This window comes from Bradyrhizobium sp. BR2003 (genome assembly GCF_009720285.1).
GTDB lineage: Bacteria > Pseudomonadota > Alphaproteobacteria > Rhizobiales > Xanthobacteraceae > Bradyrhizobium > Bradyrhizobium elkanii.
Window position 1 is genome coordinate 38,923 of the sequence record NZ_SMYJ01000048.1, and the last position, 24,144, is coordinate 63,066.

The following is a 24,144-nucleotide window of genomic DNA, read 5'->3' on the forward strand; positions in this document are numbered from 1 at the left end:
GATTTTCTGCGTTGTAGGAGACGGCAACGCTGGCACCGATCGCAAGATACGTCAAACCACTGATCCGATATCGGCATGCGCGCAGCGCGTTAACGCAAGTTTCCCGGCTGGCTTTCCGAAAAGGATCATGCTCAATCAAGACAACAGCACGAGAGAGGAACGCGCGATGAACGAGCTCGATTTCGGCGGCAAGCAAATATTGGTGGTCGGCGGCTCCAGCGGCATCGGCAACGGCATCGCGCAGGCGTTCCGCGCCAAGGGCGCGCGCGTCGCGATCTGCGGCACCCGCGCGCAGGCGAGCGACTATTCCACCGAGGAAGGCTCGCATCTCGAAGGCCTCGCCTACGCGCAGCTCGATGTCAGCAACCCGCAGGCGATCGAGGCCTTCAGGCCGTCGTTCGATCGGCTCGACGTGCTGGTGCTGGCGCAGGGCGCGGTGATTTACCGCCGCGGGGAATTCGAAATGGAGGGTTTTCGCAAGGTGCTCGAGGTCAACCTGATGAGCCTGATGGCCTGCGCCACCAAATTCCAGCCGATGCTGAGCGCAGCTAAGGGCTCGCTGATCATCGTAAGCTCGACCGCGGCCTATCATTCCACCATGGGCAATCCGGCCTACAACGCCTCGAAGACCGGCGCCGTCGGGCTGACGCGCACGCTCGGCGAGGCCTGGGCGGAGAACGGCATCCGCGTCAACGGCATCGCGCCCGGCCTCGTCGACACCAAGATGACCAAGGCGACCACGGCAAATCCGAAGCGTCTCGAAGGCGCGCTCGAGCGCATTCCGCTGAAGCGTCTCGGCACGCCCGCCGACATGGCCGGCGCCGCGCTGTTCCTGGCCTCGCCGCTCGCCTCCTACATCGTCGGCCAGACCATCGTCGTCGACGGCGGGCTGATCCTGTAACCACAGGAACCTGCGCGCCGTTTCCCGGTTAGCTCCCGGACAGATCAGGGAGCGTGACGATGGACAAGGATCGGATTTTCGGAACGGCGAAGGAGTTCGCGGGCAAGGCCGAAGGCGCAGTCGGCGATGCGACCGGCGATGCGCAGACCCAAGCCTCGGGCCGCGTGCGCGAAGCCGCAGGCTCGGTGCAGGATCTCTACGGCCAGGCCAAGGACGCCGCCCGCGACGCCGCCGACACCGCGGTCAACTACGCCAAAGATACCTTCAAGGACGCCTATGAGCATCGCGGCGAGACCGTTCGCAGCGGACAAAAGGCAATTGCGCATGCGGTGCAGGAGAACCCGCTGGGATCGCTGCTGATCGCCGGCGGCATCGGCTTTGCGCTCGCGCTCCTGATGACGCGCCAGCCGCGCCGCCCGCCGCCCTCGCGCTGGCGCTATTACGGCTGAGCGAGCCATACGACGAAACCGCAGGTCGGATCGGCGACAGCGTAACCTGCCATCTCGCCGCGCAAGACATCGGCGGGTTACGGCTTCGCCCGACCCGCCCTCAAATTTCCAGTCATCGGTCAGCTGGTCGCGCGTGTGCGCGGCTTACTGCCACGGATTCCCCGGCACTGCGGCCCGCTGTCCGACACCGCGCGGCGGACGCGGCGGCGGAGCGACCAGCGGGCGCTGCTGCGGCGCGCCGAACCCGAAGAAATCGCGCAGCCAGGGCTGTGTCTGCGGCTGCTGTTGCGGCTGGGCCTGCGTCTGGGCCGGACGGAACAGACGCCTTGGCGGCTTCGGGGCGGTGATGATCGAGCCGTCGGGCGCGATCGCCGTGGTCGAGGGCGGCGGATTGGCCGGTCCGCCCGCCGGCGCGGCTGGCGTCGCCGCCGCAACCGGCACATCGCCCTTGGCCTGCTCGCGGCCGATCTCGCGGCGCGGCCAGGCGAAATCGTCGGCACGGCCGGCGGGTGGTGCCAGCGCCTCGCCCTTCACCAGCGTGCGCGCGGCGAGCGCATCGACGGCGGCGGGCCGCGAACCCGGTCCGCCGAGCAATTGATCGGTGCCGACCGTGGAGGCGACCAGCGGAAGCACCGGGCCTGCCAGCGGCCGCGGCGCGGGCTTGCCGGGCTCGGCGCTGGTGTCCGGCGTCGCCGGTTCGCTCGGCAGCGCGATCGGCCCGGAGCGTACCGCGAGCAGGCGCGTCACCTCGCGCTCGACATAATGCGCGAGCTTGCGCGCGCCGGCCTTGGTGAAGAACACGCCGTCATCGGTACGCAGCTTGCGGGGCTGGCCTTCGAAGTCCGGGCCCTTCTGCATGAAGCGGCCGGCCTCGTCGACGAAGCCGTCCCAGACGTCGACATAGGTGATGCCGGCCTTGCCGGCGCCGTCGCGATAGAGCGCGTCGAGGAACAACATGTCCGACGTGCCCTTCTGACCGCGGATCGCAGGCAGGCCGACCCACAGCACCGGCACGCCCTTGCTCTTCAGCACGTTGATCAGCTCCTCGATCTTCTTGCCGTAGAGCTCGACCCAGCGGTCGTCGCGGAATTCATAGAGGCCGTTGGGCGAGCGCGCTGTCTTTTCCGGCGCGGCCTGCTGATCGTTGTCGGCGTCGTCGGCCGGCGGCTCGGGATCGGCGGGCTTGCCATCATTCTTGGCGGCGGCATCGGGCTTGTCGCCGGGCTTGGCCTCCGGCTTGCCGCGCGCGTCCTTCTTCTCGTCCTTCTTGTCGACCTTCTTCTCCACGACGGGTTCGCGGATCGCGGTGCGATCGTTGAGGCCGAGCATCACGACGATGGCGTCGGGGTTCTCGGTGGCGAGAATGCCCTTCGCGGCCGCGGCCCAATCCGCCGGATCGCCCTTGGGCTGATAGCGGATCAGGCCGGAGACCGTCTTGTGCTTGCGGATCACGCCCATGTCGGGCTGGTCGGAATAGGCATCCTCCAAGCCGTAGCCGAGCCAGTCGGCCATGGCATCACCGATGACCAGCACGTTGCGCTCGGCGGCGGCCTCGCGCTTGGCCGGTGCCGGGGCACGCGAGAAATCCTCGCGCGGCCGCTGCGGCTGCGATGATTGCGGCTGCTGCTGCTGGAACGGCGCGAAGAAATCACCGCCGAACCAGCCGCCACCGCCGTGCTGCGGCGGAGCGCGGCGCTGCGGTTGCGGCGGTCCGCCGCCGAAGCCGGGGAAGCCGAAGAACTGCGCCGAGGCGGGCTGGGCGATGCCGATCAACAGCGCAAGCGCCACCGTCAGCGCGACCAGCGGGCCGGCTTCGGTGAATATGCGCAAAAAGGACTTTGGCTCTCGCATCGCGTTCGGTCGCAAATGATCTGGAAGTACGTGAGCATACTAGCGGAATCGGGCCGCAAGCGGGCAGCTTTTCCACCATAAATCGGGTGCCTTCGGCCGCCGTCAAGGCAGCCGGCAAATATCGGATTTCACGGTTACTTTTGGGGGGGGGAGGGGGCGGATGTCGCGGCGACGGAACCGGGGCACCTCCCCCGCAAGCGGGAGAGGTACAGGGAGCTTGTGGCCGCGAATGGCCCGTAGCCCGGATGGAGCGAAGCGTAATCCGGGACCAGACGAACCGCATGCGAAAACCCCGGATCTCGCTGCGCTCCATCCGGGCTACGGGCTGGGCCAGCCTGCGGCTTCAGCCCTACCGCCCCCGCAGCCGCTCCAGCACCTCTGATGTGGCAAAGCCGTCGGCCGGCGCCCCGATCGACACCTGGAAGCCGCGCAGCGCCTCGCGGGTCTGGCCGCCGAACTGGCCGTCGGGCGTGCCCTTGTAGAAGCCACGCTGGGCGAGCAGCTGCTGCAGTTCCAGCCGTTCGGCGCGCGACAGCACCCGCTCCTGGCGCGGCCAGGGCTGCGCGAAGGGCTGGCCGCCGCGCAGGCGGTCGGCGAAATGGCCGATGGCGAGCGCATAGGCTTCCGCCGGGTTGTACTTCATGATCACCCGGAAGTTCTGCAGCATCAGGAAGCCGGGCCCCTCGGCGCCGGCCGGCGCCAGCAGATAGGCCTTGTCGGACGGCCGCGGGAACGGCTGGCCGTTCGGCCGCTTGAGGCCGAGATGCTCCCATTGCGACAGCGGCATCGCCTTGGCGCGGTCGGCCAGCATGTAATTGAGGCCCTGCGGCAGCACGACCTCGTAGCCCCAGCTCGCGCCGGTCTGCCAGCCGTCCTTTTTCAGATTGTTGGCGGTCGAGGCGATCAGGTCGCTCGGATTGTCGACGACGTCGCGGCGGCCGTCGCCATCGCCGTCGACGGCATAGCGCTTGAACGCGGTCGGCATGAACTGGGTCGGGCCGAACGCGCCGGCCCAGGAGCCGCGCATCTGCTCGGGCCTGAGGTCGCCGCGGTTGAGGATTTCCAGCGCCGACAGGAACTCGTCCTTGAAATAGGCCTGACGGCGGCCGATGCAGGCGAGCGTCGCGGTCGACTGCACCACGTTGCGATCGCCCATCTGGGTCGAGTAGTTCGACTCGATGCCCCAGATCGCCGCGATGATGTAGCGGTCGACGCCATAGGCCTTCTCGGTGGCATCGAACTGCGGCTTGTATTTCGCAAGGATCTCGCGGCCCTTGGCGAGCCTGGTGTCGCTGACCAGGATGTCGAGATAATCCCAGATCGCCTTGGTGAATTCCGGCTGCGAATCCATCAGGTCCATGATGCGCAGATCGGGCGTGAGGCCGGCGGTGAAGCGCTCGAAATTCTCTTGGCTGATGTTGCGCCGTGCGGCATCTGGCCACATCGCTGCGACGCAGTTCGGGAAGTCCGACGCGGCCTGGCGGATCGCCGCAGCCGTCATCAGCGGATGGCCGGAGGCGCCGTCTTCACCGCTCCACGGCGGCGCTGCGCCATCCTGTCCTGTCGCGGCCTGCGGCGGCGTCGCATTCGGTCCGGAAAAGATGCTGTCGATCAGGTTGGTCAGGCCGTTGCCCGCCGACTGGGCTTGCGTGCTGCCGGGCAGCAGCAGGCCCAGAGCGATCAGGCTCGCGCTGAAAAGCTTGATCCTTGATGTTCCCATCGCGCGCATTTGTCGTGTGCCTGTCAAAATCGTGCTGTTCCAGAAGGCCCCGGCACGGTTTCCAATAACTTAACAAGGGCGAGATTTTGTTGCGGCCCGCATTGGCTGACGGGAACGGCGGAATTAAGCCGCACCACACATCCGCCTTTGTTGGCGGCTGCAAAACGGGGTACCAAAGGCATGATTCATTTCGTGCCGCCGTCCCACCCATTTCAAGGCTTCCGATAATCCCATGAAGATCCGCAAAGCCGTATTCCCCGTCGCCGGTCTCGGTACCCGCGTGCTGCCCGCCACCAAGGCGATGCCGAAGGAGATGCTGACGATCGTCGACAAGCCGCTGATCCAGTACGTGGTCGACGAGGCCCGGGAAGCCGGCATCGAGCATTTCGTGTTCGTCACCGGCCGCAACAAGGGTGTCATCGAGGATCACTTCGACCGCATGTTCGAGCTCGACACCACGCTGGCGCAGCGCGGCAAGAAGACCGAGCAGGATATCCTGGCGCAGAACCAGCCTGAGGCCGGCGCGATGAGTTTCACCCGGCAGCAGGCGCCGCTCGGGCTCGGCCACGCGGTGTGGTGCGCGCGCGATATCGTCGGCAACGAGCCGTTCGCGGTGGTGCTGCCGGACGAATTGGTGCTGAACACGCCGGGCTGCCTCAAGCAGATGATCGACGCCGCGAGCAGGCTTGGTGACAAGTCGAACCTGATCGCGGTCGAGGCGGTGCCCGACGAACTCACCCATCAATACGGCATCTGCAGCGTCGGCAAACGCACCGGCAACATCTTCGAGGTCGATCGCATGGTCGAGAAGCCGCCGCAGGGCACCGCGCCGTCCAACCTGTCGATCACCGGCCGTTACATCCTGCAGCCGGAGATCTTCAACATCCTGGCGACGCAGGAGCGCGGCGCCGGCGGCGAGATCCAGCTCACCGATGCGATGATCGGTCTTGCCAAGACGCAGAAGTTCTACGGCGTGGAGTTCGAGGGCGAGCGTCACGATTGCGGCTCCAAGCCCGGCTTCCTCCGCGCCAACATCGCCTTCGGCCTCAAGCGCCCCGAACTGCGCGACGGCCTGATCGCCGAGATGAAGAAGTATCTGGAGAAGTAGGGCGCCGCCGCCTCATCTCGTCATTCGCCGCGAGAATGCGGACGTATGATTCCCAGACCACGCAACATGTTCGATGTCGTCCCTGCGAAAGCAGGGACGACTGCTGTAAGCGTGGCGCGCTTGGTGCGTTAAACACCGACGGCATCGTCTCCGCTACACAGCCGAGATCACGCCACCTTCCTTCGCCCCGCACGTTTCGCCGGCTCCTTGGCGCCGTCCTGCTTCGGCGCGCGCAGGGCGCGGGCGGCGAGGCTGACGACCTCGGAGATCTGCTGGAGCTGCGCGGCGAGCGGAGAGGTTTTGCGCCAGACCATGCCGATGGTGCGCGACGGCTGCGGGTGCTTGAAGCGCGAGACCGTGACCGGCGCCGAGCGCGTCTCCACCGTCACCGCCATCTCGGGGATCAGGGTGACGCCGATGCCGGCGCCGACCATCTGCACCAGCGTCGACAGCGAGCTCGCGTCCAGCACCTCGCGCGGCGGCGAGGACTGCATGTTGCAGAACGACAGCGCCTGGTCGCGGAAGCAGTGGCCCTCCTCGAGCAGCAAGAGCCGCATCTCGCGCAGCATCTCGGCACTCGGCACCGGCGTCTTGGCATCCTCGCCCGGCCGCACCAGCAGGAAGTTTTCCGAGAACAGCGCGACCTCGGTCAGCGACGGTTCCGATACCGGCAGCGCCACGATCGCGGTGTCGAGCCGGCCCTCGGCGACCTCCTTGATCAGCTTCGGCGTCAGCGTCTCGCGGACATGGATGTCGAGCTCGGGATGCAGCCGCGCCAGGTTCTCGATCACCTTCGGCAGCAGATATGGCGCGACGGTCGGGATCATGCCGACGCGCAGCCGTCCGGCAAGCTTGTCGCGCGAGGCGCGCGCGAAGTCGCCGAGCTCGTCGACCGAGCGCAGGATGTCGCGCACGCGGCGCAGCAGGTCCTCGCCGAATGTCGTCAGCGTCACCTGCCGCGCATTGCGCTCGATCAGCACGCCGCCGACGGCCTGTTCCATCTCGCGGATCTGCATCGACAGCGCCGGCTGCGAGATCGCGCAGGCATCCGCGGCGCGCCCGAAATGGCGGTGGTGGGCCAGAGCATCAAAATACCTGAGTTGCCGGAGTGTGACATTTATCATCAGATAATCTTATCGACACGATCATTAAAGTCAATTTCCTCTGATGGATTGCGGCGCGTAGAATCGCTCTTGGAAGAGCTCCAGCACATTCCAGAATCCACTACCTCGGAGAAGAAACATGGACGCAAAAACCGACGAAGGCGCGGGCAAATGCCCATTCACGGGCGGGCCCCGCGGGCACACGAATCGTGACTGGTGGCCGGAGACGCTCGACGTTCAGGTGCTGCATCAGAACTCCAGCCTGTCCGATCCGATGGGCAAGGGCTTCGACTACGCCAAGGAATTCAAGTCCCTCGATCTCAATGCCGTGATCAAGGACCTCACGGCCCTGATGACGACGTCGCAAGAGTGGTGGCCGGCCGACTTCGGCCATTACGGCGGCCTGATGATCCGCATGGCCTGGCACTCGGCAGGCACCTATCGCATCACCGACGGCCGCGGCGGCGCCGGTGCCGGTCAGCAGCGTTTCGCCCCGCTCAACAGCTGGCCGGACAACGCCAACCTCGACAAGGCGCGCCGGCTGCTGTGGCCGATCAAGCAGAAGTACGGCCGCAAGATCTCGTGGGCCGACCTGATGATCCTCGCCGGCAACGTCGCGCTGGAATCGATGGGCTTCAAGACGTTCGGTTTTGCGGGTGGCCGCGCCGACGTGTGGGAGCCGGAAGAGCTGTACTGGGGTCCGGAAGGCACCTGGCTCGGTGACGAGCGCTACAGCGGCGAGCGCCAGCTCTCCGAGCCGCTCGGCGCGGTGCAGATGGGCCTGATCTACGTCAACCCGGAAGGCCCGAACGGCAATCCGGACCCGGTCGCCGCCGCGAAGGACATCCGCGAGACGTTCTTCCGCATGGCGATGAACGACGAGGAGACGGTTGCGCTGATCGCCGGTGGCCACACCTTCGGCAAGACCCACGGTGCGGGCGATCCGTCGCTGATCGGTCCGGAGCCGGAAGGTGGCGCGATCGAGGAACAGGGTCTCGGCTGGAAGAGCAAGTTCGGCACCGGCGTCGGCGCTGACGCGATCACTGGCGGTCCCGAGGTCACCTGGACCCAGACCCCGACCAAGTGGAGCAACCACTTCTTCGAGAACCTGTTCAAGTACGAATGGGAGCTGACGAAGAGCCCGGCGGGTGCGAAGCAGTGGAAGGCAAAGGGCGCGGACGCCGTCATTCCGGACGCGTTCGATCCGTCGAAGAAGCATGTCCCGACGATGCTGACCACCGACCTGTCGCTGCGCTACGACCCGGCCTATGAGAAGATCTCGCGCCGGTTCTACGAGCATCCGGATCAGTTCGCGGACGCCTTCGCCCGCGCCTGGTTCAAGCTCACGCATCGCGACATGGGTCCGATCCAGCGCTACCTCGGCCCGCTGGTGCCGAAGGAGACGCTGATCTGGCAGGATCCGGTACCGGCGCTCGACCATGCCGTGATCGACGACAAGGATATCGAGGCGCTCAAGGCGAAGATCCTCGCCTCGGGCCTGTCGGTGTCCGAACTGGTGTCGACCGCCTGGGCCTCGGCCTCCACGTTCCGCGGCTCCGACAAGCGCGGCGGTGCCAATGGTGCACGCATCCGCCTTGCGCCGCAGAAGGACTGGGATGTCAACGAGCCGGCGCAGCTCAAGACTGTGCTGAGCAAGCTCGAAGCCATCCAGAAGGAGTTCGGCAAGAAGGTCTCGCTGGCCGATCTGATCGTGCTCGGCGGCGCGGCTGCGATCGAGAAGGCGGCCAAGGACGGCGGAACCAATGTGAAGGTCCCCTTCACGCCGGGCCGCACCGATGCGACGCAGGACCAGACCGACGTCGAATCGTTCGCTCCGCTCGAGCCGCGGGCTGACGGCTTCCGCAACTATATCGGCGGCAAGCATCAGTTCCTGCAGCCCGAGGAAGCGTTGGTCGACCGTGCACAGCTCCTGCGGCTGACCGGACCGGAATTGACGGTCCTCGTCGGCGGCCTGCGCGTGCTCGGCGCCAATGCCAAGAAGTCGAAGCACGGCGTGTTCACCAGCAAGCCGGGGACGCTCACCAACGACTTCTTCCTCAACCTGCTCGACATGGGCACGGTGTGGAGCGATGCCGGTCAGGGCGTCTATGAGGGCCGCGACCGCAAGACCAAGGCGGTGAAGTGGACCGGCACCCGCGTCGACCTGATCTTCGGCTCGCACTCGCAGCTGCGCGCGTTCGCCGAGGTCTACGGCTCGTCCGATGCCAAGGAGCAGTTCGTGAACGACTTCGTCGCGGCCTGGGCCAAGGTGATGAACGCCGACCGCTTCGATCTCGCGAAGTAAGCGGCGAGCAAACGGCAATCAGAGCAGGGCGGCGCTTCGGCGCCGCCCTGTTTCATTTGGGGGACGACGAGGAAGGATTTTCGCGGTTTGCCGATCCCGTTCAATCATGCAGCTTCATGTCGCGGATCATCTCCTCAATCTCCGCTTGCGTCAGGGTCGCCAGTGAGACTTGCGGCGCGCTGCTTGTTGCGGTGGGCACGTCGCACTGCGAGGCACCGCGCCGAGGCTCGAAGATTGCGGTCAGGCTCGCCCAGCAGACGAGGAGGGCCACGATCCAGTCCAGTACATTGGCTGCCGTCATTGCAGCACCAGCATCAGCATTTCCATGTCCTGATGCTGCAGCCGAGTCGGGCTCCGCGCAATTCGGAAGCTACGAAACGTAACTTCGGCGCTGCCGAGACGAGCGCCGAGGCCTGGGCGCTACTCGGTCCGCGCCCGGCGCCCCTCGATCGGATAGGCGGGGTCGTTGAAGCCGGGCGTCGAGGGATGGCCGGTGACGACGAGGCGGTCGATCAGGGCTTCGTCCTCGGCGGTGAAGCGGTAGTCGAGCGCGCGGATGTAGTCGTCCCATTGCGCTTCGGTGCGCGGGCCCGCGATGACCGCGCTGACGAACGACGAGTTCAGCACCCAGGACACCGCGAACTGCCCGGCGGTGATACCGCGGCTCTCGGCGTGGCGCTTGATCTGTTGCGCGAGCTGAAGCGATTCCGGCCGCCACTCGGTCTGCATCATGCGCTTGTCGTTGCGCCCCGCACGCGTGTCCGCGGGCGGCGCCGCGTCGGGCGCATATTTGCCGGTGAGCACGCCGCGCGCCAGCGGGCTATAGGGCACGATGCCGAGGCCGTAATAGGCACAGGCCGGAAAATGCTCGACTTCGGGCATCCGGTTCATCGCATTGTAGTAGGGCTGGCTCGCGACCGGACGGTCGATGCCGAGCCGGTCGCAGATGTTGCAGATCTCGGCGACCCGCCAGGCGCGGTAGTTGGAGACGCCGAAGTAGCGCACCTTGCCGGCGCGGATCAGGTCGCCCATCGCGCGCACCGTCTCGTCGAGCGGCGTCGTGTGATCTTCCTTGTGCAGATAATAGACGTCGATGTAGTCGGTGCCGAGCCGCTTCAGGCTCTCGTCGGCGGCCTGGAACACCCAGCGCCGCGACAGTCCGCCATGATTGGGGTCGTCGCCGATCGGGTTGGCGAGCTTGGTCGCGAGCACCCAGTTCGACCTTCTGTTCGAGATCGCGCGTCCGACGACCTCCTCGGACTTGCCGCCATTATAGGCATCCGCGCTGTCGATGAAGTTGATGCCGGCCTCGCGCGCCTTCGCCACGATCCGCGCCGAGGTCGCCTCGTCGGTCGGTCCGCCGAACATCATGGTGCCGAGGCAGATCGGCGAAACCTTCAGGCCGCTGCGGCCGAGCTGGCGATATTGCATCGATCGTTCCTTTTCTGCTGTCATTCCGGGATGGTCCGAAGGACCAGACCCGGAATCTCGAGATTCCGGGCTCGATGCTGCGCATCGCCCCGGAATGACCAAAGGATCAACTCTCGTTCTTCAGGATCTTGAACACGCCGTTGGCCATCGCGATACAGCGCTTGTCGACGGTCACCTCGGCCGTGATGAAGATCAGGCTGCGGGTCGAGCGTACCACGCGCGGCCGCGTCGTCAGGATCTCGCCGATCTTGCCGGCCTCGACGAAATGGGTGTCGAGCTGCACCGTCGCAAGCGTCGGCTTGCCCGAGACGAAGCGTGCGGCCATGCCGCAGGCGCGATCGGCGAAGGTCATGATCACACCACCCTGCACGAGGCCGCGGCGATTGTGGTGCTTGTCCTCGGTGATCAGCGCGAGCTCGAGCGCGCCGTCCTTCAACCGTTCCCACAGCGGGCCGATCAGCGTCAGGAATCCCGTGGTTTCGGCGATCTTCCAGCCGTCGGATTTGAGTTTGTCCGCGGCCTTGGCCGTCATGAGGTGGGGTCCGTTGCTTGCTGATGATTGATCGCAGGAGGCATGTGGTAGCAGTCATTTCATCAGACGCTGTTGTGTTGTAGTCAAGGTCAATGGCCCGCACATTTGACGATGCCACCCGGCGGAATATCGCAGAGCTCTGTGCCGCATTCGCGCGCCTGGCGCCGGCGGACGCCGCGCCGATGCTGAAGCGTGCCGCGGTCGCGATCGCGCTGACCGAAGCCGACGGCGGCAGCGGCACGGCCTTCCTGCTGACCCGCCGCAGCGCGCGCCTGCGTGCCCACAGCGCGCAATGGGCGCTGCCGGGCGGGCGCTGCGATGCCGGCGAGACGCAGGCCGAGGCCGCGCTGCGCGAATTGCATGAGGAGCTCGGGCTCGCACTGTCGGAGCGCGACGTGCTCGGCATGCTCGACGATTATCCGACGCGGTCCGGCTATCTGATCACGCCGGTCGTGGTCTGGGCCGGCGCGCATGCGGCGATCACGCCGAACCCCGACGAGGTCGCCTCCGTGCACCGCATCGGCCTCGATGCGATCGAGCTGGAAGACGCGTTCAGCTTCGCCACGATTCCGGAAAGCTCGCGGCGCGTGATCCGCTTCCGCCTCGGTGGCCAGCAGATCCATGCTCCGACTGCTGCGCTGATCTATCAATTCCGCGAGGTACTGGCCGGTCGCAGCACCCGCGTCGCCGAACTGGAGCAGCCGGTATTCGCATGGAAGTAGCGACGATGACGCTATTTGTGACGCCGCTTGCGGGCGTTCATCTTCATTGATTTCCCGTGCGCACCAGGCGAATGCGTCGCGGCCTCGGGTTCCGGAGGCGCCCGCGACACATTCTCGTAACAGGTGAGGCGTGAACGCGTGTCCGGAAACGACCCGCAGTCCGGACGCTCGGCGCGCGCCGGTGCAGCGAGCGTCAATGCGCAGGCGGTAACCAGCCAGACGGTCATCCTCATGGCAGTCTCTCCACTGCTGCGTTCGGAAAACACCGCATTGTGGCGAATATTCTGCATCGATCGCGGCATCCGGCCGCTGCGATCCGGACAATTCCGGGCTGACTTCGCAGCCGTGCTTGATACAACGAGGCCATGCGCCCGCAATTGATTCGCCTGTGCCCTGGATTTGTCGCGCTCGCGCTCGCCGCCAGCGCGCCGTCCGTCCTTGCCGGCGAGGCCGGTGCGTTGCCGCCTTCCGTCTCCAATGCGATGGCGCAGGCATCGCCGCAGGCGATCATGGAATATCGCCGCAAGCTGCAGGAATATCAGGAGGCGCGCGCCGCCTTCGAGCAGGACGCGAGCGCCTACTGGAACGCGATCGCCGAGAAGAGGCGCGGCCGCAACGCCAAGCGGCGCGACCGCGTGCAGATATCGCTGGACGATTACGTGCTGCAGCAGCCGCCGGTCTATGAGGGTCCGAAGCGGCCGGTCAATCCGGCTCCGGAAGAGGAGGAAGGCAAGCCGCCGCGTCCGCCCAAAACGCTTCCGGTGGCCTCCGACCTGGTCAGGGCGGCGGCCGAGCAATTCCAGTTCACGCCGCAGCGGCCGGCCAGCGAGATCGAGTTCAAGCGCGCCTATGCCCGCTACGCGCGCGCCGCGGGGCTGACGCCGGAGCAGGCGGTGCGGGTCTATTCGTTCGAGACCGGCGGCACCGGCACCTACGACGTGCAGGCGGGCATCGAGCACGGCGGCAAGCGCGCCATCTCCACCGCGATGGGCTACAACCAGCTGCTCACCACCAACACCGTCGAGCTATTGGCCGAGCAGGGCCATGAATTCGTGCGGGATCTGACCGAGCGGGTTGCGAGGACGCAGGGGCCCGCGCGCAAGGCGATGGAGCACAAGCTCGCGGTGCTGAAGAAGATGGTCGCGTTCACGCGCACCGTGCCCGACGACTGGTCCGCGCATCAGCGCCTCGCCGACACGCCGCAAGGCTGGGCGTGCCATGCCATGGTGCTCGACATCGATGTCGGCCCGATGCTGCAGACCCACAAGCTGCTGACCTCGGTGATCTTCGCCCGCAACAAAGGCTACAGCCGGCCGTTGACCGCGGCCGAACTCGAGATGATGAACCTGACCGGCGACGGCACCGGGCTCGACATGGTGACCATGCCGCAGGCGATGCGCGAGCAGGTGCCGACCTCGAACTTCTTCCAGCGCTCCGGCTACGAGCGCAACCCGGTCGCCATCCGCCACAACACGGTGGCCAGGCTGCTTGCCGTCACCAACGAGCGGATGGACTTCAACAGCAACAAGCCGGGCGCGAAGGAATTGGCCGCAGCGTTCTGATGCTGCCGAAAACCGCTAGCTAGAGCTCCGGTTCTGATCGAATCAGAACCGGAGCTCCAGACCCTTCACGCGTTTTCTTCACGCGAACCGGCGTCCACTTCGCTCGAAAACGCGCTAATTCGAGCCGAACTTGAACTTGCCGTCGCCCTCGAGATAGGGCCCGGAGCGCATGTAGAGCTGGCCGTTCTGGCCGATGAAGAACAGCGTCCCCTTCGGCACCTTCTTGGCGCCCTTCAGCAGCGTGCCGGCGTTGTTGGTGCCCATCTTGTAGGACCAGGTTTTGCCGTCCTTGTCATAGGCATAGCCCATGTCGGACTTCAGCTCCCAGGGCGCAGCCTCCTGCGCGAAAGCGCAGGTCGTCAGCGCGGCAAACGCCGCAGTCGCAAAAAAAGTCTTGGTCAAAAAATGCGTCATGATCCACCTCCGGCCGAGAAAACGGCGTCGTCCCCACGCTTTTGAACAAATCACGAACGATATTCGCACGTCAATACGACAATCGGCGTGACCGCTCGCGCAGACCAGCGAGGTTGTGATTTCCCGCATCAAGCTGGGCGACTATTTTCGCGTTACCGTTTACAAACGCTTTGATTGGCGGAAACACTACCTGGGGATGATCGCGATGAACCACGTCATGAAGATCGGTATCGGTGTCGCTCTGTCGTTCATGACGCTGGCGTCAGTCGCGCAGGCGGACGAGTTCAAGCTCTCCAACAATCAGCGGATCTCCTGCAGCCGCGGCCTGTCGGCCGGCAAGCTCAACACCGCGACCTGCAAGTCCTACGCCTATCTGTTCAACGCCAAGACCTCGGAATACTTCCGCTGCCAGGTCTCGCTGGCGCTGACGCGGGACAACAAGGAGGTCATCAACGTACAAGCCGACGGCGGCTGCACCAAGAAGCCGCGCATCTTCGAGACCGACGGCAACTACACGTTCGACGCCACCGAGACCGAGCCGCCGAACACCAACTCGTTCTTCGGTCCGGGCGGCTATGCGATCTGGGCGAGCGACGTCAACACCCAGAAGATTCGCGGCTGCATCACCATCTCGTCCGGCCTCGGCTCCGACATCTCGAAATGCCTCGACATGACGTTCCAGTGACGGCGGCGCGGGCCGCGTGATGCGCAAGCTGCGTCCGGCTCCGCTGTGCCGCTCCTGGCTGTTTCTCGAAGGCGCCAACGAGGACGTGCTGCAGCACGCGGCCGCCAGCGGCGCCGACGTGCTGATCCACGAGCTCGAGGATTTTACCCCGCCGCGGCTGCGCCCGAAGGCGCGGGCCCTGGCGGGCGAGCTCTACCCGGCCTGGCGCGGCCGAGGCGTGGTCGTCGCGGTCCGCGTCAATCCGCTCGACCAGGACGGCATGGACGATCTCGCCGCCGTGATGCGCGGACGTCCCGATATCGTCGCGCTGCCGAAGGTCGCCGAGCCGCACCATGTCGTCAGGCTTGACGAGGCGGTGACGCGGTTCGAGCGCGACTACGGTATCGCCGAAGGATCGACGTCGCTGCTGCCGAATATCGAGTTCGCGCGCGGTCTGGTGCAGACCGGCGCGATCGCCACGGCGAGCCGGCGCACGATCGGCTGCCTGATGGCCTCCGAGGATCTCGCCGCCGATCTTGGTGCCGAGCGCGGCAGCGATGGGCTGGAGCTGGCTTACGCGCGGCAGCGCTTCATCGTCGAATGTCGTGCCGCCGGCGTCGTCGCGGTCGATTGTCCCTACACCTGGAGCGACGCCGAAGGCGTCGAACGCGACACGATCTGGGCGCGACGGCTGGGCTACACCGCAAAGAGCCTGGTCGATCCCGCGCATGCCTCGATCGTCAACGGCGTCCTGACGCCGGGCGAGGAGGAGTTGCGCCGGGCGCGCAGGATCGTCGCGGCGTTCGAAGCGGCGCGAACGCAGGGCTTTGGGCGCGTCGAACTCGACGGCTCGTTGCTGGAGGTCCCGACCTATTCCAATGCAAAACGCCTGATCGCGCGCGGCGAAGCGCTGCGCGCGATCGATCGCGACGCATGAGCCTGACCAGAGAGCCCGCCTCAGGACGCCGGCTCTTTCTCCGAGAAATGCATGCGCGAGCGGGCGAACTTCTTGACGCCCATCGGCTTGCCGAACAGGTAGCCCTGGACCTGATCGAAATCCATTTCGTGCGCGGCGAGAAAGTCCGCGCGGGTCTCGACCCCCTGGGCCACGACCTGCGCGCTATTGTCGTGGGCCAGCTCCACGACACGCCGGCATACCGTCTGCTTCAGGCGCTGATCCGCGCAGCCGGTGACGAATTGATGGTCGACCTTGAGCTGGACGAACGGAAAGTTCGGCAGTCCCAGCAAAGACGGCCAGTTCGCGCCGACATTGTCGATCGAGATGCCGATATTGTGCAGCCGAACGCGCCGGGCGACATCGATTGCCAGATCCAGATTATCGATCACCTCGGTACTGTCGATCTCGATCAGCAGGCCCGCGAAGGCTGCATGATCCGGCATCCGGTAACAGAGCTCGCGCACGGCACGATCGTCGGCGAGGAAGGAGATCGGCAGATTGATCGAGAGATTGACCGGGCCGATCTGCTCGATGAGATAGCGCCAATCCTCGATGGCACGCTCGATCACGAACTCGGACAGCGCATGAAAATGCGGATCGCTTTCGTCTGGGATGAAGTAGGCCGGCGGCACGACACCCCAGGCCGGATGGCGCATCCGGATCAGCGCCTCGGCGCCGCTTGGCACCAGCGTCCGGAGATGAATTTTCTGCTGATACCACAGCTCGAGCCAGCCGGCCTTCAGCGCTTCGGGCACGTCCACCGCCGGGCTCGGCGCGGGTTCAAGCGGCATCAGCGACGCAAGACTGTCGCGAAGGGTTCCGGCGCTGAACGGCGTCGACAGCGCCGGCAGCATGGCAATGCCGTACTCATCGCCGATTTGCCGGACCGCCTTGACGATGATCGAGTCCGGCTGCCCGATGACGAGGACCTTGCCGCCATAGTCCTTTCTCACCAAAGTCTCGAGAATTTTACTGACTTCGATGCCGTCCACGGACACGCCGAGCACCAGGAGATCGGGCCGTTCCGCGTCCAGAACGGTGTCGAGTTCCAAAGCCTGGCTGCATTCACTGGTGATGAAGCCGAGATCTTCCAGCGCCTCGGCGAGGAAGGTGCGAAGGTGTTTTTTGCTGTCCGCAATGCATGCGCGTGGGGTCAGCTTGCGATGTCCGAACCAGCCGGCTCGCGTGCGTTCGATGTGACTGATGTGATTCATGCCCCGCCTTGTCCGTAGTTACCCCGGCTTGACTCGTACATCCTAGAGCGGCGGCAATCATGGAAATTTCTGGTTCATACATTGATTGCCTCGCTAACCTTAAAGGATTCAATTCGATTCAAATTACGCTGGAATCGCGACGTCTCACCGCTGTTACACGTGCAACAAATGCGTCATCTGACGTTCATGAGCGCGATCGCGTGCGACTTTGCACATCGGCAGCAACGCCGTGCGCGTGTGTCATCGAGAGACGGCGTTAATGACTGTGTTGTCGCGTCGATGCACGAGCGGAACTGCGTCATTGTCGGACATTGGATCGAGTTGCCGCCGAGCATTAACGGCGAATCGGATCATCCGTTCTGCGATGCCAATGCAGTCGTGCGTGACGTTGCCGTTGCCGATCGCAACGTCTCCGGCATCAACGCGCAGTAGCCGATCAGCCCGGCGCAGGCGACGGCTGCGAGGAAGAGAAATGCGGCGCTGTAACCGGCGTGGACAATAATGAATCCGGCGACGGCCGTGCTCAGCGCTGCGCCGAGGCCGGTTGCGGTGGCGATCGCGCCCTGGCTGATGTTGAAATGCCCGGTACCGTGCGTGAGATCGGCAACCACGAGCGGGAACAGCGCGCCGAAGATCCCGGCGCCGATGCCGTCGAGCAATTGTACCGACACCAGCCAATACGGGTTGTCCGACAACGGATAGAGCGCGCCACGGATCGCCAGCACCGCGAGTGCCACAGCAAAGATCGGCTTGCGGCCCCAGACGTCGGCCTTGCGTCCGACCAGCATCGCGACCGGCACCATCACGATCTGCGCCGCGATGATGCAGATCGACATCAGCGACGTCCCGAGGTTGCGGTTGACCAATGCGAGCTTCTGTCCGACCAGCGGCAGCATTGCCGCATTGGCGAAATGAAAGATCACCGTCGAGACCGCGAAGATCAGCAGCGGCCTGCAGGTCAGCAGCACGCGAAAGCCGGATGGCCGGTCATGCGACGCGCCGTGCTCCTCCATATCGTCGAGCCCGCGTGCGATCTGGTGATCGATGGCGGCGGCCGGGATCGACAGCGTCACGGCGATGCTGGCGAGCGCCATCGCCGCGAGCAGCCAGAACACCACAACTGGACCGAACCAGTAGGCGGTGCCGCCGGCGATCGCGGCGGCTACGGCATTGCCGGCGTGATTGAACGCCTCGTTGCGGCCGGTCCGTGCCGCGAACGCCTTGGGTCCGACAATGCCGAGCGTCACCGCGGCGATCGCCGGCGCGAACACCGAGCCGGCGGCCGCCGCCAGCGCCTGGGTCGCGGCGACCAGCTCGAACCGGTCGAGCAGCGGCAGCAGCAGGCATACGGCGGTCACGGCAATGGCCGCAGCGATCACCAGTCCGCGCTTGGCACGGCTGCGGTCGATCAGGGCGCCGGCCGGGGTCTGGGCCATGATTCCGGCGATGGCCGCGATCGACATCACTGACCCGATCGAGGCCTCGTCGCACTTCCGTTCGGTGAGGAGATAGATCGCAAGATAGGGGCCGAGCCCGTCCCGCACGTCGGCGAGGAAGAAGTTCAGCGCGTCAAGCGCGCGCCCAACGGTCGTCCCGGACGGCTGCAAGTCATACCCCGCGGCGAGATTGCGCATCTTAACCCGCTTGCAGGCGCCGGGTTCCCGCGCAGGTAAAGTGGTGTTGCTATCAGGGATTTCCGCAGCGCATGCGTCATTTGGATGGGTTGACCCGGCGGGGGTGTCCGGCCAATTTCCGGCCGGCTTAAGGGGAGAATAATACTCATGAATTCCAAGTTGATGGCTGCTGCGATCGTGGCAGCCAGCGTTTTGTCCGCGCCTGTCGCACAGGCCGAGCAGTTCATTAACGTGCTCACCGGCGGCACCTCCGGCGTCATTATCCGCTCGGCGTCGCGATGGGGAAGATCTACGGCGACAAGATCCCCGGCGTGAAAACCCAGGTGCAGGCGACCAAGGCCTCGGTCGAGAACCTGGTGCTGCTGCAGCAGGGCCGCGGCGAGATCGCCTTCACGCTCGGCGATTCGCTGAAGGCGGCCTGGGAAGGCGACGCCGAAGCCGGCTTCAAGAACAAGCTCGACAAGCTGCGCACCATCGGCGCGATCTATCCGAACTACATCCAGATCGTCGCGACCGCCGAGAGCGGCATCAAGACGCTGGCCGATCTCAAGGGCAAGAGCCTGTCGGTCGGCGCGCCGAAATCCGGCACCGAGCTCAATTCGCGCGCGATCCTCGCGGCCGCCGGCATGAGCTACAAGGATCTCGGCAAGGTCGAGTACCTGCCGTTCGCCGAATCGGTGGATCTGATGAAGAACCGCCAGCTCAACGCCACGCTGCAGTCCGCCGGCCTCGGCGTCGCCTCGCTGAAGGACCTCTCGACCTCGAGCGAGATCACCGTGGTCGCCGTGCCGAAGGAGACCGTCGACAAGATCGGTCCGCCCTTCGTCTCCGTGATCATCCCGGCCAACACCTATACCGGCCAGGACAAGGACGTGCCGACCGCCGCGGTCGTGAACTACCTCGTGACCTCGAGCGCGGTGTCGGACGATCTCGCCTATCAGATGACCAAGCTGGTCTACGAATCGCTGCCGGAACTCGCCAACGCCCACGCCGCGGGCAAGGAGATCAAGCTCGAGGCCGCCGCGACCGGCAGCCCGGTGCCGCTGCATCCCGGCGCGATCCGCTATTACAAGGAGAAGGGCCTGATCAAGTAGGGCCGGTTGCTTCGAGGATGGTGTGGCCGGGCGCCCGTCCCCGACTTGATCGGGGATGACCCGGCCATCCATCTTTCTAGAGACGGTGATTTTTCGATGGATGCGCGGGTCGAGCCCGCGCATGACGTGCGATGGGGCGCTACAAGCGCCGTAAGCATGGCGGGGGACTTAATTCGATGCAGCAGCAGGCTGAGGGCGAGCAGCCCATCAAGGTTGAATTCGACAATTTCGAGCATGGCTTTCCGGAAGGCTTCGGCCCGGGCGCCTGGGGACACCTGGCCTATGCCATCGGTCTCGCCTTTGCGGTGTTCCAGCTCTATGTCGCGGCCTTCAACTACCTGCCGAGCCAGGTGGTGCGCGGCGTCCATGTCGGCTTCCTGATCCTGCTGACCTTCGGCCTGATCGGCAATTTCACCGCCAAGACCGATTTCGGCCGCGCGGTGAGCTGGATCGTCGGCGCCGCCGGGTTCCTCTGCGGGCTCTACCAGTGGGTCTTCTATGCCGACCTGATCGCCCGCGACGGCGATCCGACCAACATGGACCTCGCCGTCGGCACACTGCTCGCGGTCCTGATCTTCGAGGGCACGCGGCGGCTGATGGGGGCGGCGCTGCCGCTGATGTGCGGCGCCTGTCTGCTCTACTGGTTCTTCGGCCAATATCTGCCGTCGCCGTTCAATCACCGCGGCTATGACTTCGACCAGATCGTCACCCATCTCTCGTTCGGCACCGAAGGCTTCTACGGCGTGCCGATCTACGTCTCGGCGACCTACATCTTCCTGTTCATCCTGTTCGGCTCGTTCCTGGAACGCGCCGGCATGATCCAGCTGTTCACCGACGTCTCGCTCGGCCTGTTCGGCCGCACCCGCGGCGGGCCCGCCAAGGTCGCGGTGTTCGCTTCGGGCATGATGGGCACGATCTCGGGGTCGGGCGTCGCCAACGTCGTTACCGTCGGCCAGTTCACGATCCCCTTGATGATCAAGTTCGGCTATCGCCGCGCCTTCGCCGCGGGCGTCGAGGCCACCGCTTCGATGGGCGGCCAGATCATGCCGCCCGTGATGGGCGCGGTCGCCTTCATCATGGCCGAGACGCTCGGCGTGCCCTATTCGGAGGTCGTCAAGGCCGCGGTGATCCCGGCGGTCCTCTACTTCGCCTCGGCGTTCTGGATGGTGCATCTGGAAGCCGGCAAGCATGGCCTCGTCGGCATGAAGCGCGCAGAGATCCCGAGCGCCTGGAAGGCGCTGGTGGCGCGCTGGTATCTCGTGCTGCCGCTCGCGGCGCTGGTCTACATGCTGTTCGAGGGCTTCACGCCGCTCTATGCCGGCAGCATGGGACTTGCGCTCACGGTTGCATTGATCCTCGGCGCCAGCATCACGCTCGGCCTCTCCAACACCATCGTGCGCTACATCTTCTGGATCGGCCTCGCGCTGGTGGTCGCCGCGGTCTCGCGCCACGGCATCGAGATCGTTCCGGTCGCCGGCGTCGTCGCCGGGCTGATCGTGATCGCGGCGATCACCCGCGGCGGCCGCGCCACGCTGAAAGCCTGCCGCGACTCGCTCGCCGACAGCGCCAAGTCCGCGCTGACCGTCGGCATGGCCTGCGCCATCGTCGGCACCATCATCGGCATGATGACGCAGACCGGCGTCGGCACCATCTTCGGCAGCTGGATCATCGGACTCGGCGCCAAGAGCCTGTTCCTGGCGCTGATCATGACCATGCTGCTGTCGATCCTGCTCGGCACCGGCATCCCGACGATCCCGACCTACATCATCACCGCGGCGCTGGCCGCGCCGGCGCTCGCCAAGCTCGGCGTGCCGCTGATCGCAAGCCACATGTTTGCGTTCTACTACGGCATCATGGCCGACCTCTCGCCGCCGGTCGCGCTCGCCGCCCTGGCCGCGGCGCCGATCGCCAAGGAGAATCCGGACAAGATCGGCTGGGAGGCGATGCGGATCGCGCTCGCCGGCTACGTCATTCCCTTCATCTTCGTCTATTCGCCGGCGCTGATGCTGCAGGCGGGAGACCCGATGCAGGCACAGCTCGGCTTCTACGGCGCGGTGGCGCTGGCGGCCTTCAAGGCGCTGGTGGCGATCGGATTGTTCGGCATCGTCGCGATCGGCTTCCTGTTCGCGCGGCTGACCTTCATCGAGATCCTGGTCGCGTTCGGCGCCGCGCTCTGCCTGCTCGGCGATTTCCCGTTCTCGGATACGGCGGGCTTCATGCTCGCCGCTGCTGTCGTGCTGTGGCAATGGCGGCAGCGTCCGCGCAATGCGGTGGCGGCGGCTTGAGCCTCTGCCTCGCTTCCGCGGGAGTCGTGAAGGCGCTGTCGATCGCGGCCTTCACGCTCGCCTGGACGCATTCGATCGAGAAGAGCGCCTGGCAGGAGGACTGGCTGGTCACGCCGGCCGGGCTCACGCTGCAACAGGCGCGCGTCAAGGGCACGGGCGCTGGCATGGAGCCGCCGCCGGAGGCGCGCCTTGTCGATGGCTGGTTTCAATGGTCGCCGCCGCCGGTGCCACGGCCGGAGGTCGTGCTCGGCAATTCCGGCGCCGCGGGTGAATGGCACCTGTGCCAGGAGGGACACTGCCAGACGCTATCGGAGATTTTCGGCCATCCGATCGGTGCTAATGTTACCACGATGAGTGTTTGCAAAAATCCGTAGCCCGGATGGAGCGAAGCGTAATCCGGGAACAGTGGCCCCGGATTTCGCTGCGCTTCATCCGGGCTACAAGAACCGCAAGAACAACAAGGGAGAACAGGCGATGGATCGGCTCAAGGGCAAGGTTGCGATGGTGGTCGGGGCGGGCTCGATCGGGCCCGGCTGGGGCAATGGCAAGGCGACCGCCGTCACCTTTGCGCGCGAGGGCGCCAGCGTCTTCTGCGTCGATCGCAACGGCGCCGCGGCGGAGGAGACCGTCGGCATCATCACCGGCGAAGGCGGCAAGGCCGTCGCATTCACCGCCGATGTCTCGCGCGCCGGTGAGGTCGAGGCGATGGTCGCGGCCTGCCTCAAGGCCTATGGCCGCATCGACGTGCTCGACAACAATGTCGGCATCGCCGAGGTCGGCAGCGTGGTGGAAGTGGGGGAAGCCGAATGGGATCGCGTCTTCGCGGTCAACCTCAAGAGCGCCTATCTGTCGATGAAGCACGTCATTCCGGTCATGATCAAGCAGGGCGGCGGCTCGATCATCAACATCTCCTCGATCGCCTCGATCCGCCATGTCGGCATTTCCTATGTCAGCTACAACGCGAGCAAGGCGGCGATGAATCAGATGACGCGCTCGACCGCGGTCGAGTTCGCCTCGAAGCATGTCCGCGTCAACGCAATCCTGCCCGGACTGATGAAGACGCCGATGGTCGCGCATTCCGCGGGCCTCGCGCAGAGCTACGCCAAGGGCGATGTCGAGGCGATGTGGCGCGCCCGCGACGCGCAGGTGCCGATGGGGCATATGGGCGACGCATGGGACGTCGCCAACGCCGCGCTGTTCCTGGCGTCGGATGAATCGAAATATGTCACCGGCATCGAACTCGTGGTCGACGGCGGCATCACCTCCAAGTCGGGTGCGTGAAGGGCGATCATGATGCGATCGGACGGGACCGCATCATAATCTTGCATTCTTGGTCGAGCATGATTTCTTCGGAAAACCGGTTCCCACTTTTCCGGATCATGCGACTATTGCGCCAGCGCCAGGATGCCGCCGGCCAGCGAATGCCACGTCGTCGAGCTGCTGATCGGCCAGTTCAAGAGCTTCACCGCGACCAGTGTCAGCCCGCCATAGACGTAGACCGGGTGTGGGCGGCCGCGGGTGCGCCAGTCGAACACGATCGCGACGACCAGCAGCAGATAGGCGACGAGCGCCGGTGCGATCGTGACCGGGACCGGCGGTGGGCCGGGCGGTCCCGGCGGCGCGAGGAAGGTCAGGAACCAGCGCGCGACCGCTGCATCGAGGATCGAGATCGACGCCAGCAGCATCAGCCGCTTGTGGGTTTCGCGGTCGCGCAGGCAGATGATCGCGAGCGCGAACACGACGGCAAAGAACAGGATGCCGCTGAGCGGAACGATGGCAAAGGCGAGGCCCTCATTGAGCTGTCCGATCGCCGCCGAGCGCTTCATGACGCTGATCGAGGCCACGATGCCCATCATGGTCATCGCGGTCGCCAGCGAGATGCCGATCAATCCGACGCTGCGATGCCGGCTGATACGTCCCGAGGCGGCGAGCCAGCTCTGGAACACGAAATAGAGCGTCCAGGCGAAGAACAGCAGCCCATGCAGGTGCACCACGGGAGGCGATGACAGCGAGCCTCTCGCCATCGGCATCCAGTAGGTCGGGGCAAAACCGAGAAAGGCGACCGCCATGCAGGACAGCGCCATATAGAAATAGAAGAACTTCGCCTCGACTTTCGCCGAGGCGCGCGGGGAATTGCGATCAATGAGGATTGTCATGATGTTAGGTCTGACAAACCCTGTGATGGTTCAAAAGATAT

The 24,144-nt window shown here is 65.4% G+C and carries 22 protein-coding genes and 1 pseudogene; 12 read left to right on the plus strand and 11 right to left on the minus strand.

Going from position 1 to position 24,144, the window contains the following annotated elements; all coding sequences use genetic code 11:
* Window positions 1-166: 166 nt before the first annotated feature.
* Window positions 167-901: an SDR family NAD(P)-dependent oxidoreductase gene (locus E2I15_RS36930; RefSeq protein ID WP_137476694.1), complete on the plus strand. Its 735-nt coding sequence runs from the start codon at window positions 167-169 to the stop codon at window positions 899-901.
* A 59-nt stretch (window positions 902-960) separates the two neighbouring features.
* Window positions 961-1,350 (plus strand): CsbD family protein, encoded by a 390-nt coding sequence (locus tag E2I15_RS36935; protein ID WP_137476695.1) that lies wholly within the window; start codon window positions 961-963, stop codon window positions 1,348-1,350.
* Window positions 1,351-1,494: 144 nt separating this feature from the next.
* On the opposite strand, the gene E2I15_RS36940 is transcribed toward E2I15_RS36935, so the two are convergent.
* Window positions 1,495-3,201 carry an SGNH/GDSL hydrolase family protein gene (locus E2I15_RS36940; protein WP_137476696.1) on the minus strand — a complete coding sequence of 569 codons (1,707 nt, stop codon included), beginning with the start codon at window positions 3,199-3,201 and terminating at the stop codon, window positions 1,495-1,497.
* Window positions 3,202-3,550: 349 nt separating this feature from the next.
* The gene (locus E2I15_RS36945) at window positions 3,551-4,930 is read right to left on the minus strand and encodes a lytic murein transglycosylase (RefSeq protein WP_137476697.1); all 1,380 of its coding nucleotides are present in this window, start codon (window positions 4,928-4,930) and stop codon (window positions 3,551-3,553) included.
* 223 nt (window positions 4,931-5,153) lie between these two features.
* On the opposite strand from E2I15_RS36945, the gene galU reads away from it, so the two are divergent.
* The gene (gene galU, locus E2I15_RS36950) at window positions 5,154-6,029 is read left to right on the plus strand and encodes a UTP--glucose-1-phosphate uridylyltransferase GalU (RefSeq protein ID WP_016845617.1); all 876 of its coding nucleotides are present in this window, start codon (window positions 5,154-5,156) and stop codon (window positions 6,027-6,029) included.
* A 167-nt stretch (window positions 6,030-6,196) separates the two neighbouring features.
* Here galU and E2I15_RS36955 read toward each other — a convergent pair whose 3' ends face one another.
* Window positions 6,197-7,153 carry a hydrogen peroxide-inducible genes activator gene (locus tag E2I15_RS36955; protein ID WP_137476698.1) on the minus strand — a complete coding sequence of 319 codons (957 nt, stop codon included), beginning with the start codon at window positions 7,151-7,153 and terminating at the stop codon, window positions 6,197-6,199.
* 118 nt (window positions 7,154-7,271) lie between these two features.
* Here E2I15_RS36955 and katG point away from each other — a divergent pair, with 118 nt between their 5' ends.
* Complete coding sequence (gene katG / locus E2I15_RS36960) at window positions 7,272-9,437, plus strand: catalase/peroxidase HPI (RefSeq protein ID WP_137476699.1); 2,166 nt, start codon at window positions 7,272-7,274, stop codon at window positions 9,435-9,437.
* A gap of 100 nt (window positions 9,438-9,537) precedes the next feature.
* Here katG and E2I15_RS36965 read toward each other — a convergent pair whose 3' ends face one another.
* The 3 genes from E2I15_RS36965 to E2I15_RS36975 form a co-directional block, all read right to left on the minus strand.
* Window positions 9,538-9,738, minus strand: a complete 201-nt coding sequence (locus E2I15_RS36965; protein WP_137476700.1) for a hypothetical protein — start codon at window positions 9,736-9,738, stop codon at window positions 9,538-9,540.
* Window positions 9,739-9,857: 119 nt separating this feature from the next.
* A complete protein-coding gene (locus E2I15_RS36970) occupies window positions 9,858-10,868 on the minus strand; it encodes an aldo/keto reductase (RefSeq protein WP_137476701.1) in 1,011 nt (336 codons plus the stop codon).
* A gap of 106 nt (window positions 10,869-10,974) precedes the next feature.
* On the minus strand, window positions 10,975-11,400 hold the full coding sequence (locus E2I15_RS36975; RefSeq protein ID WP_016845608.1) for a PaaI family thioesterase: 426 nt from the start codon (window positions 11,398-11,400) through the stop codon (window positions 10,975-10,977).
* Between the two features lie 92 nt (window positions 11,401-11,492).
* Between E2I15_RS36975 and E2I15_RS36980 the strand changes: the two genes are divergently transcribed.
* Window positions 11,493-12,122 carry an NUDIX hydrolase gene (locus tag E2I15_RS36980; protein ID WP_137476702.1) on the plus strand — a complete coding sequence of 210 codons (630 nt, stop codon included), beginning with the start codon at window positions 11,493-11,495 and terminating at the stop codon, window positions 12,120-12,122.
* An 11-nt stretch (window positions 12,123-12,133) separates the two neighbouring features.
* Here the strand turns inward: E2I15_RS36980 and E2I15_RS36985 are convergent, their stop codons facing one another.
* Window positions 12,134-12,412 carry a hypothetical protein gene (locus E2I15_RS36985; RefSeq protein WP_137476703.1) on the minus strand — a complete coding sequence of 93 codons (279 nt, stop codon included), beginning with the start codon at window positions 12,410-12,412 and terminating at the stop codon, window positions 12,134-12,136.
* Window positions 12,413-12,487: 75 nt separating this feature from the next.
* On the opposite strand from E2I15_RS36985, the gene E2I15_RS36990 reads away from it, so the two are divergent.
* On the plus strand, window positions 12,488-13,684 hold the full coding sequence (locus tag E2I15_RS36990) for a hypothetical protein (RefSeq protein WP_137476704.1): 1,197 nt from the start codon (window positions 12,488-12,490) through the stop codon (window positions 13,682-13,684).
* Between the two features lie 114 nt (window positions 13,685-13,798).
* On the opposite strand, the gene E2I15_RS36995 is transcribed toward E2I15_RS36990, so the two are convergent.
* Complete coding sequence (locus tag E2I15_RS36995; protein ID WP_137476705.1) at window positions 13,799-14,098, minus strand: hypothetical protein; 300 nt, start codon at window positions 14,096-14,098, stop codon at window positions 13,799-13,801.
* Window positions 14,099-14,303: 205 nt separating this feature from the next.
* Between E2I15_RS36995 and E2I15_RS37000 the strand changes: the two genes are divergently transcribed.
* Window positions 14,304-14,783, plus strand: a complete 480-nt coding sequence (locus tag E2I15_RS37000; protein ID WP_028342613.1) for a hypothetical protein — start codon at window positions 14,304-14,306, stop codon at window positions 14,781-14,783.
* A gap of 19 nt (window positions 14,784-14,802) precedes the next feature.
* Complete coding sequence (locus E2I15_RS37005; protein WP_155262773.1) at window positions 14,803-15,699, plus strand: HpcH/HpaI aldolase/citrate lyase family protein; 897 nt, start codon at window positions 14,803-14,805, stop codon at window positions 15,697-15,699.
* A 20-nt stretch (window positions 15,700-15,719) separates the two neighbouring features.
* Here E2I15_RS37005 and E2I15_RS37010 read toward each other — a convergent pair whose 3' ends face one another.
* Complete coding sequence (locus tag E2I15_RS37010; protein WP_137476707.1) at window positions 15,720-16,934, minus strand: EAL domain-containing response regulator; 1,215 nt, start codon at window positions 16,932-16,934, stop codon at window positions 15,720-15,722.
* A gap of 350 nt (window positions 16,935-17,284) precedes the next feature.
* Window positions 17,285-18,568, minus strand: coding sequence for an MFS transporter (locus E2I15_RS37015; protein ID WP_137476708.1), 1,284 nt, complete (start codon window positions 18,566-18,568; stop codon window positions 17,285-17,287).
* Between the two features lie 147 nt (window positions 18,569-18,715).
* Here E2I15_RS37015 and E2I15_RS37020 point away from each other — a divergent pair.
* The 4 genes and pseudogenes from E2I15_RS37020 (at window position 18,716) to E2I15_RS37035 (ending at window position 23,228) form a co-directional block, all read left to right on the plus strand.
* Window positions 18,716-19,662, plus strand: a pseudogene (locus E2I15_RS37020) (TAXI family TRAP transporter solute-binding subunit).
* A 176-nt stretch (window positions 19,663-19,838) separates the two neighbouring features.
* Window positions 19,839-21,947, plus strand: a complete 2,109-nt coding sequence (locus tag E2I15_RS37025) for a TRAP transporter permease (RefSeq protein ID WP_137476709.1) — start codon at window positions 19,839-19,841, stop codon at window positions 21,945-21,947.
* Window positions 21,908-22,321 carry a DUF1850 domain-containing protein gene (locus E2I15_RS37030; protein ID WP_137476710.1) on the plus strand — a complete coding sequence of 138 codons (414 nt, stop codon included), beginning with the start codon at window positions 21,908-21,910 and terminating at the stop codon, window positions 22,319-22,321. The genes E2I15_RS37025 and E2I15_RS37030 overlap by 40 nt, the downstream gene beginning before the upstream one ends.
* 100 nt (window positions 22,322-22,421) lie before the next feature.
* Window positions 22,422-23,228 (plus strand): SDR family NAD(P)-dependent oxidoreductase, encoded by an 807-nt coding sequence (locus E2I15_RS37035; protein WP_018269644.1) that lies wholly within the window; start codon window positions 22,422-22,424, stop codon window positions 23,226-23,228.
* Window positions 23,229-23,332: 104 nt separating this feature from the next.
* On the opposite strand, the gene E2I15_RS37040 is transcribed toward E2I15_RS37035, so the two are convergent.
* Window positions 23,333-24,103 (minus strand): hypothetical protein, encoded by a 771-nt coding sequence (locus E2I15_RS37040; protein WP_137476711.1) that lies wholly within the window; start codon window positions 24,101-24,103, stop codon window positions 23,333-23,335.
* Between the last annotated feature and the right edge of the window lie 41 nt (window positions 24,104-24,144).

Bases quoted from the DNA above. Each gene is read 5' to 3' on its own strand.
- E2I15_RS36930 (WP_137476694.1), top strand. From the start codon at position 167: ATGAACGAGCTCGATTTCGGCGGCAAGCAAATATTGGTGGTCGGCGGC.
- E2I15_RS36935 (WP_137476695.1), top strand. From the start codon at position 961: ATGGACAAGGATCGGATTTTCGGAACGGCGAAGGAGTTCGCGGGCAAG.
- E2I15_RS36940 (WP_137476696.1), bottom strand. From the start codon at position 3,201: ATGCGAGAGCCAAAGTCCTTTTTGCGCATATTCACCGAAGCCGGCCCG.
- E2I15_RS36945 (WP_137476697.1), bottom strand. From the start codon at position 4,930: ATGCGCGCGATGGGAACATCAAGGATCAAGCTTTTCAGCGCGAGCCTG.
- galU (WP_016845617.1), top strand. From the start codon at position 5,154: ATGAAGATCCGCAAAGCCGTATTCCCCGTCGCCGGTCTCGGTACCCGC.
- E2I15_RS36955 (WP_137476698.1), bottom strand. From the start codon at position 7,153: ATGATAAATGTCACACTCCGGCAACTCAGGTATTTTGATGCTCTGGCC.
- katG (WP_137476699.1), top strand. From the start codon at position 7,272: ATGGACGCAAAAACCGACGAAGGCGCGGGCAAATGCCCATTCACGGGC.
- E2I15_RS36965 (WP_137476700.1), bottom strand. From the start codon at position 9,738: ATGACGGCAGCCAATGTACTGGACTGGATCGTGGCCCTCCTCGTCTGC.
- E2I15_RS36970 (WP_137476701.1), bottom strand. From the start codon at position 10,868: ATGCAATATCGCCAGCTCGGCCGCAGCGGCCTGAAGGTTTCGCCGATC.
- E2I15_RS36975 (WP_016845608.1), bottom strand. From the start codon at position 11,400: ATGACGGCCAAGGCCGCGGACAAACTCAAATCCGACGGCTGGAAGATC.
- E2I15_RS36980 (WP_137476702.1), top strand. From the start codon at position 11,493: ATGGCCCGCACATTTGACGATGCCACCCGGCGGAATATCGCAGAGCTC.
- E2I15_RS36985 (WP_137476703.1), bottom strand. From the start codon at position 12,412: ATGCAGAATATTCGCCACAATGCGGTGTTTTCCGAACGCAGCAGTGGA.
- E2I15_RS36990 (WP_137476704.1), top strand. From the start codon at position 12,488: ATGCGCCCGCAATTGATTCGCCTGTGCCCTGGATTTGTCGCGCTCGCG.
- E2I15_RS36995 (WP_137476705.1), bottom strand. From the start codon at position 14,098: ATGACGCATTTTTTGACCAAGACTTTTTTTGCGACTGCGGCGTTTGCC.
- E2I15_RS37000 (WP_028342613.1), top strand. From the start codon at position 14,304: ATGAACCACGTCATGAAGATCGGTATCGGTGTCGCTCTGTCGTTCATG.
- E2I15_RS37005 (WP_155262773.1), top strand. From the start codon at position 14,803: ATGCGCAAGCTGCGTCCGGCTCCGCTGTGCCGCTCCTGGCTGTTTCTC.
- E2I15_RS37010 (WP_137476707.1), bottom strand. From the start codon at position 16,934: ATGAATCACATCAGTCACATCGAACGCACGCGAGCCGGCTGGTTCGGA.
- E2I15_RS37015 (WP_137476708.1), bottom strand. From the start codon at position 18,568: ATGCGCAATCTCGCCGCGGGGTATGACTTGCAGCCGTCCGGGACGACC.
- E2I15_RS37025 (WP_137476709.1), top strand. From the start codon at position 19,839: ATGCAGCAGCAGGCTGAGGGCGAGCAGCCCATCAAGGTTGAATTCGAC.
- E2I15_RS37030 (WP_137476710.1), top strand. From the start codon at position 21,908: ATGGCGGCAGCGTCCGCGCAATGCGGTGGCGGCGGCTTGAGCCTCTGC.
- E2I15_RS37035 (WP_018269644.1), top strand. From the start codon at position 22,422: ATGGATCGGCTCAAGGGCAAGGTTGCGATGGTGGTCGGGGCGGGCTCG.
- E2I15_RS37040 (WP_137476711.1), bottom strand. From the start codon at position 24,103: ATGACAATCCTCATTGATCGCAATTCCCCGCGCGCCTCGGCGAAAGTC.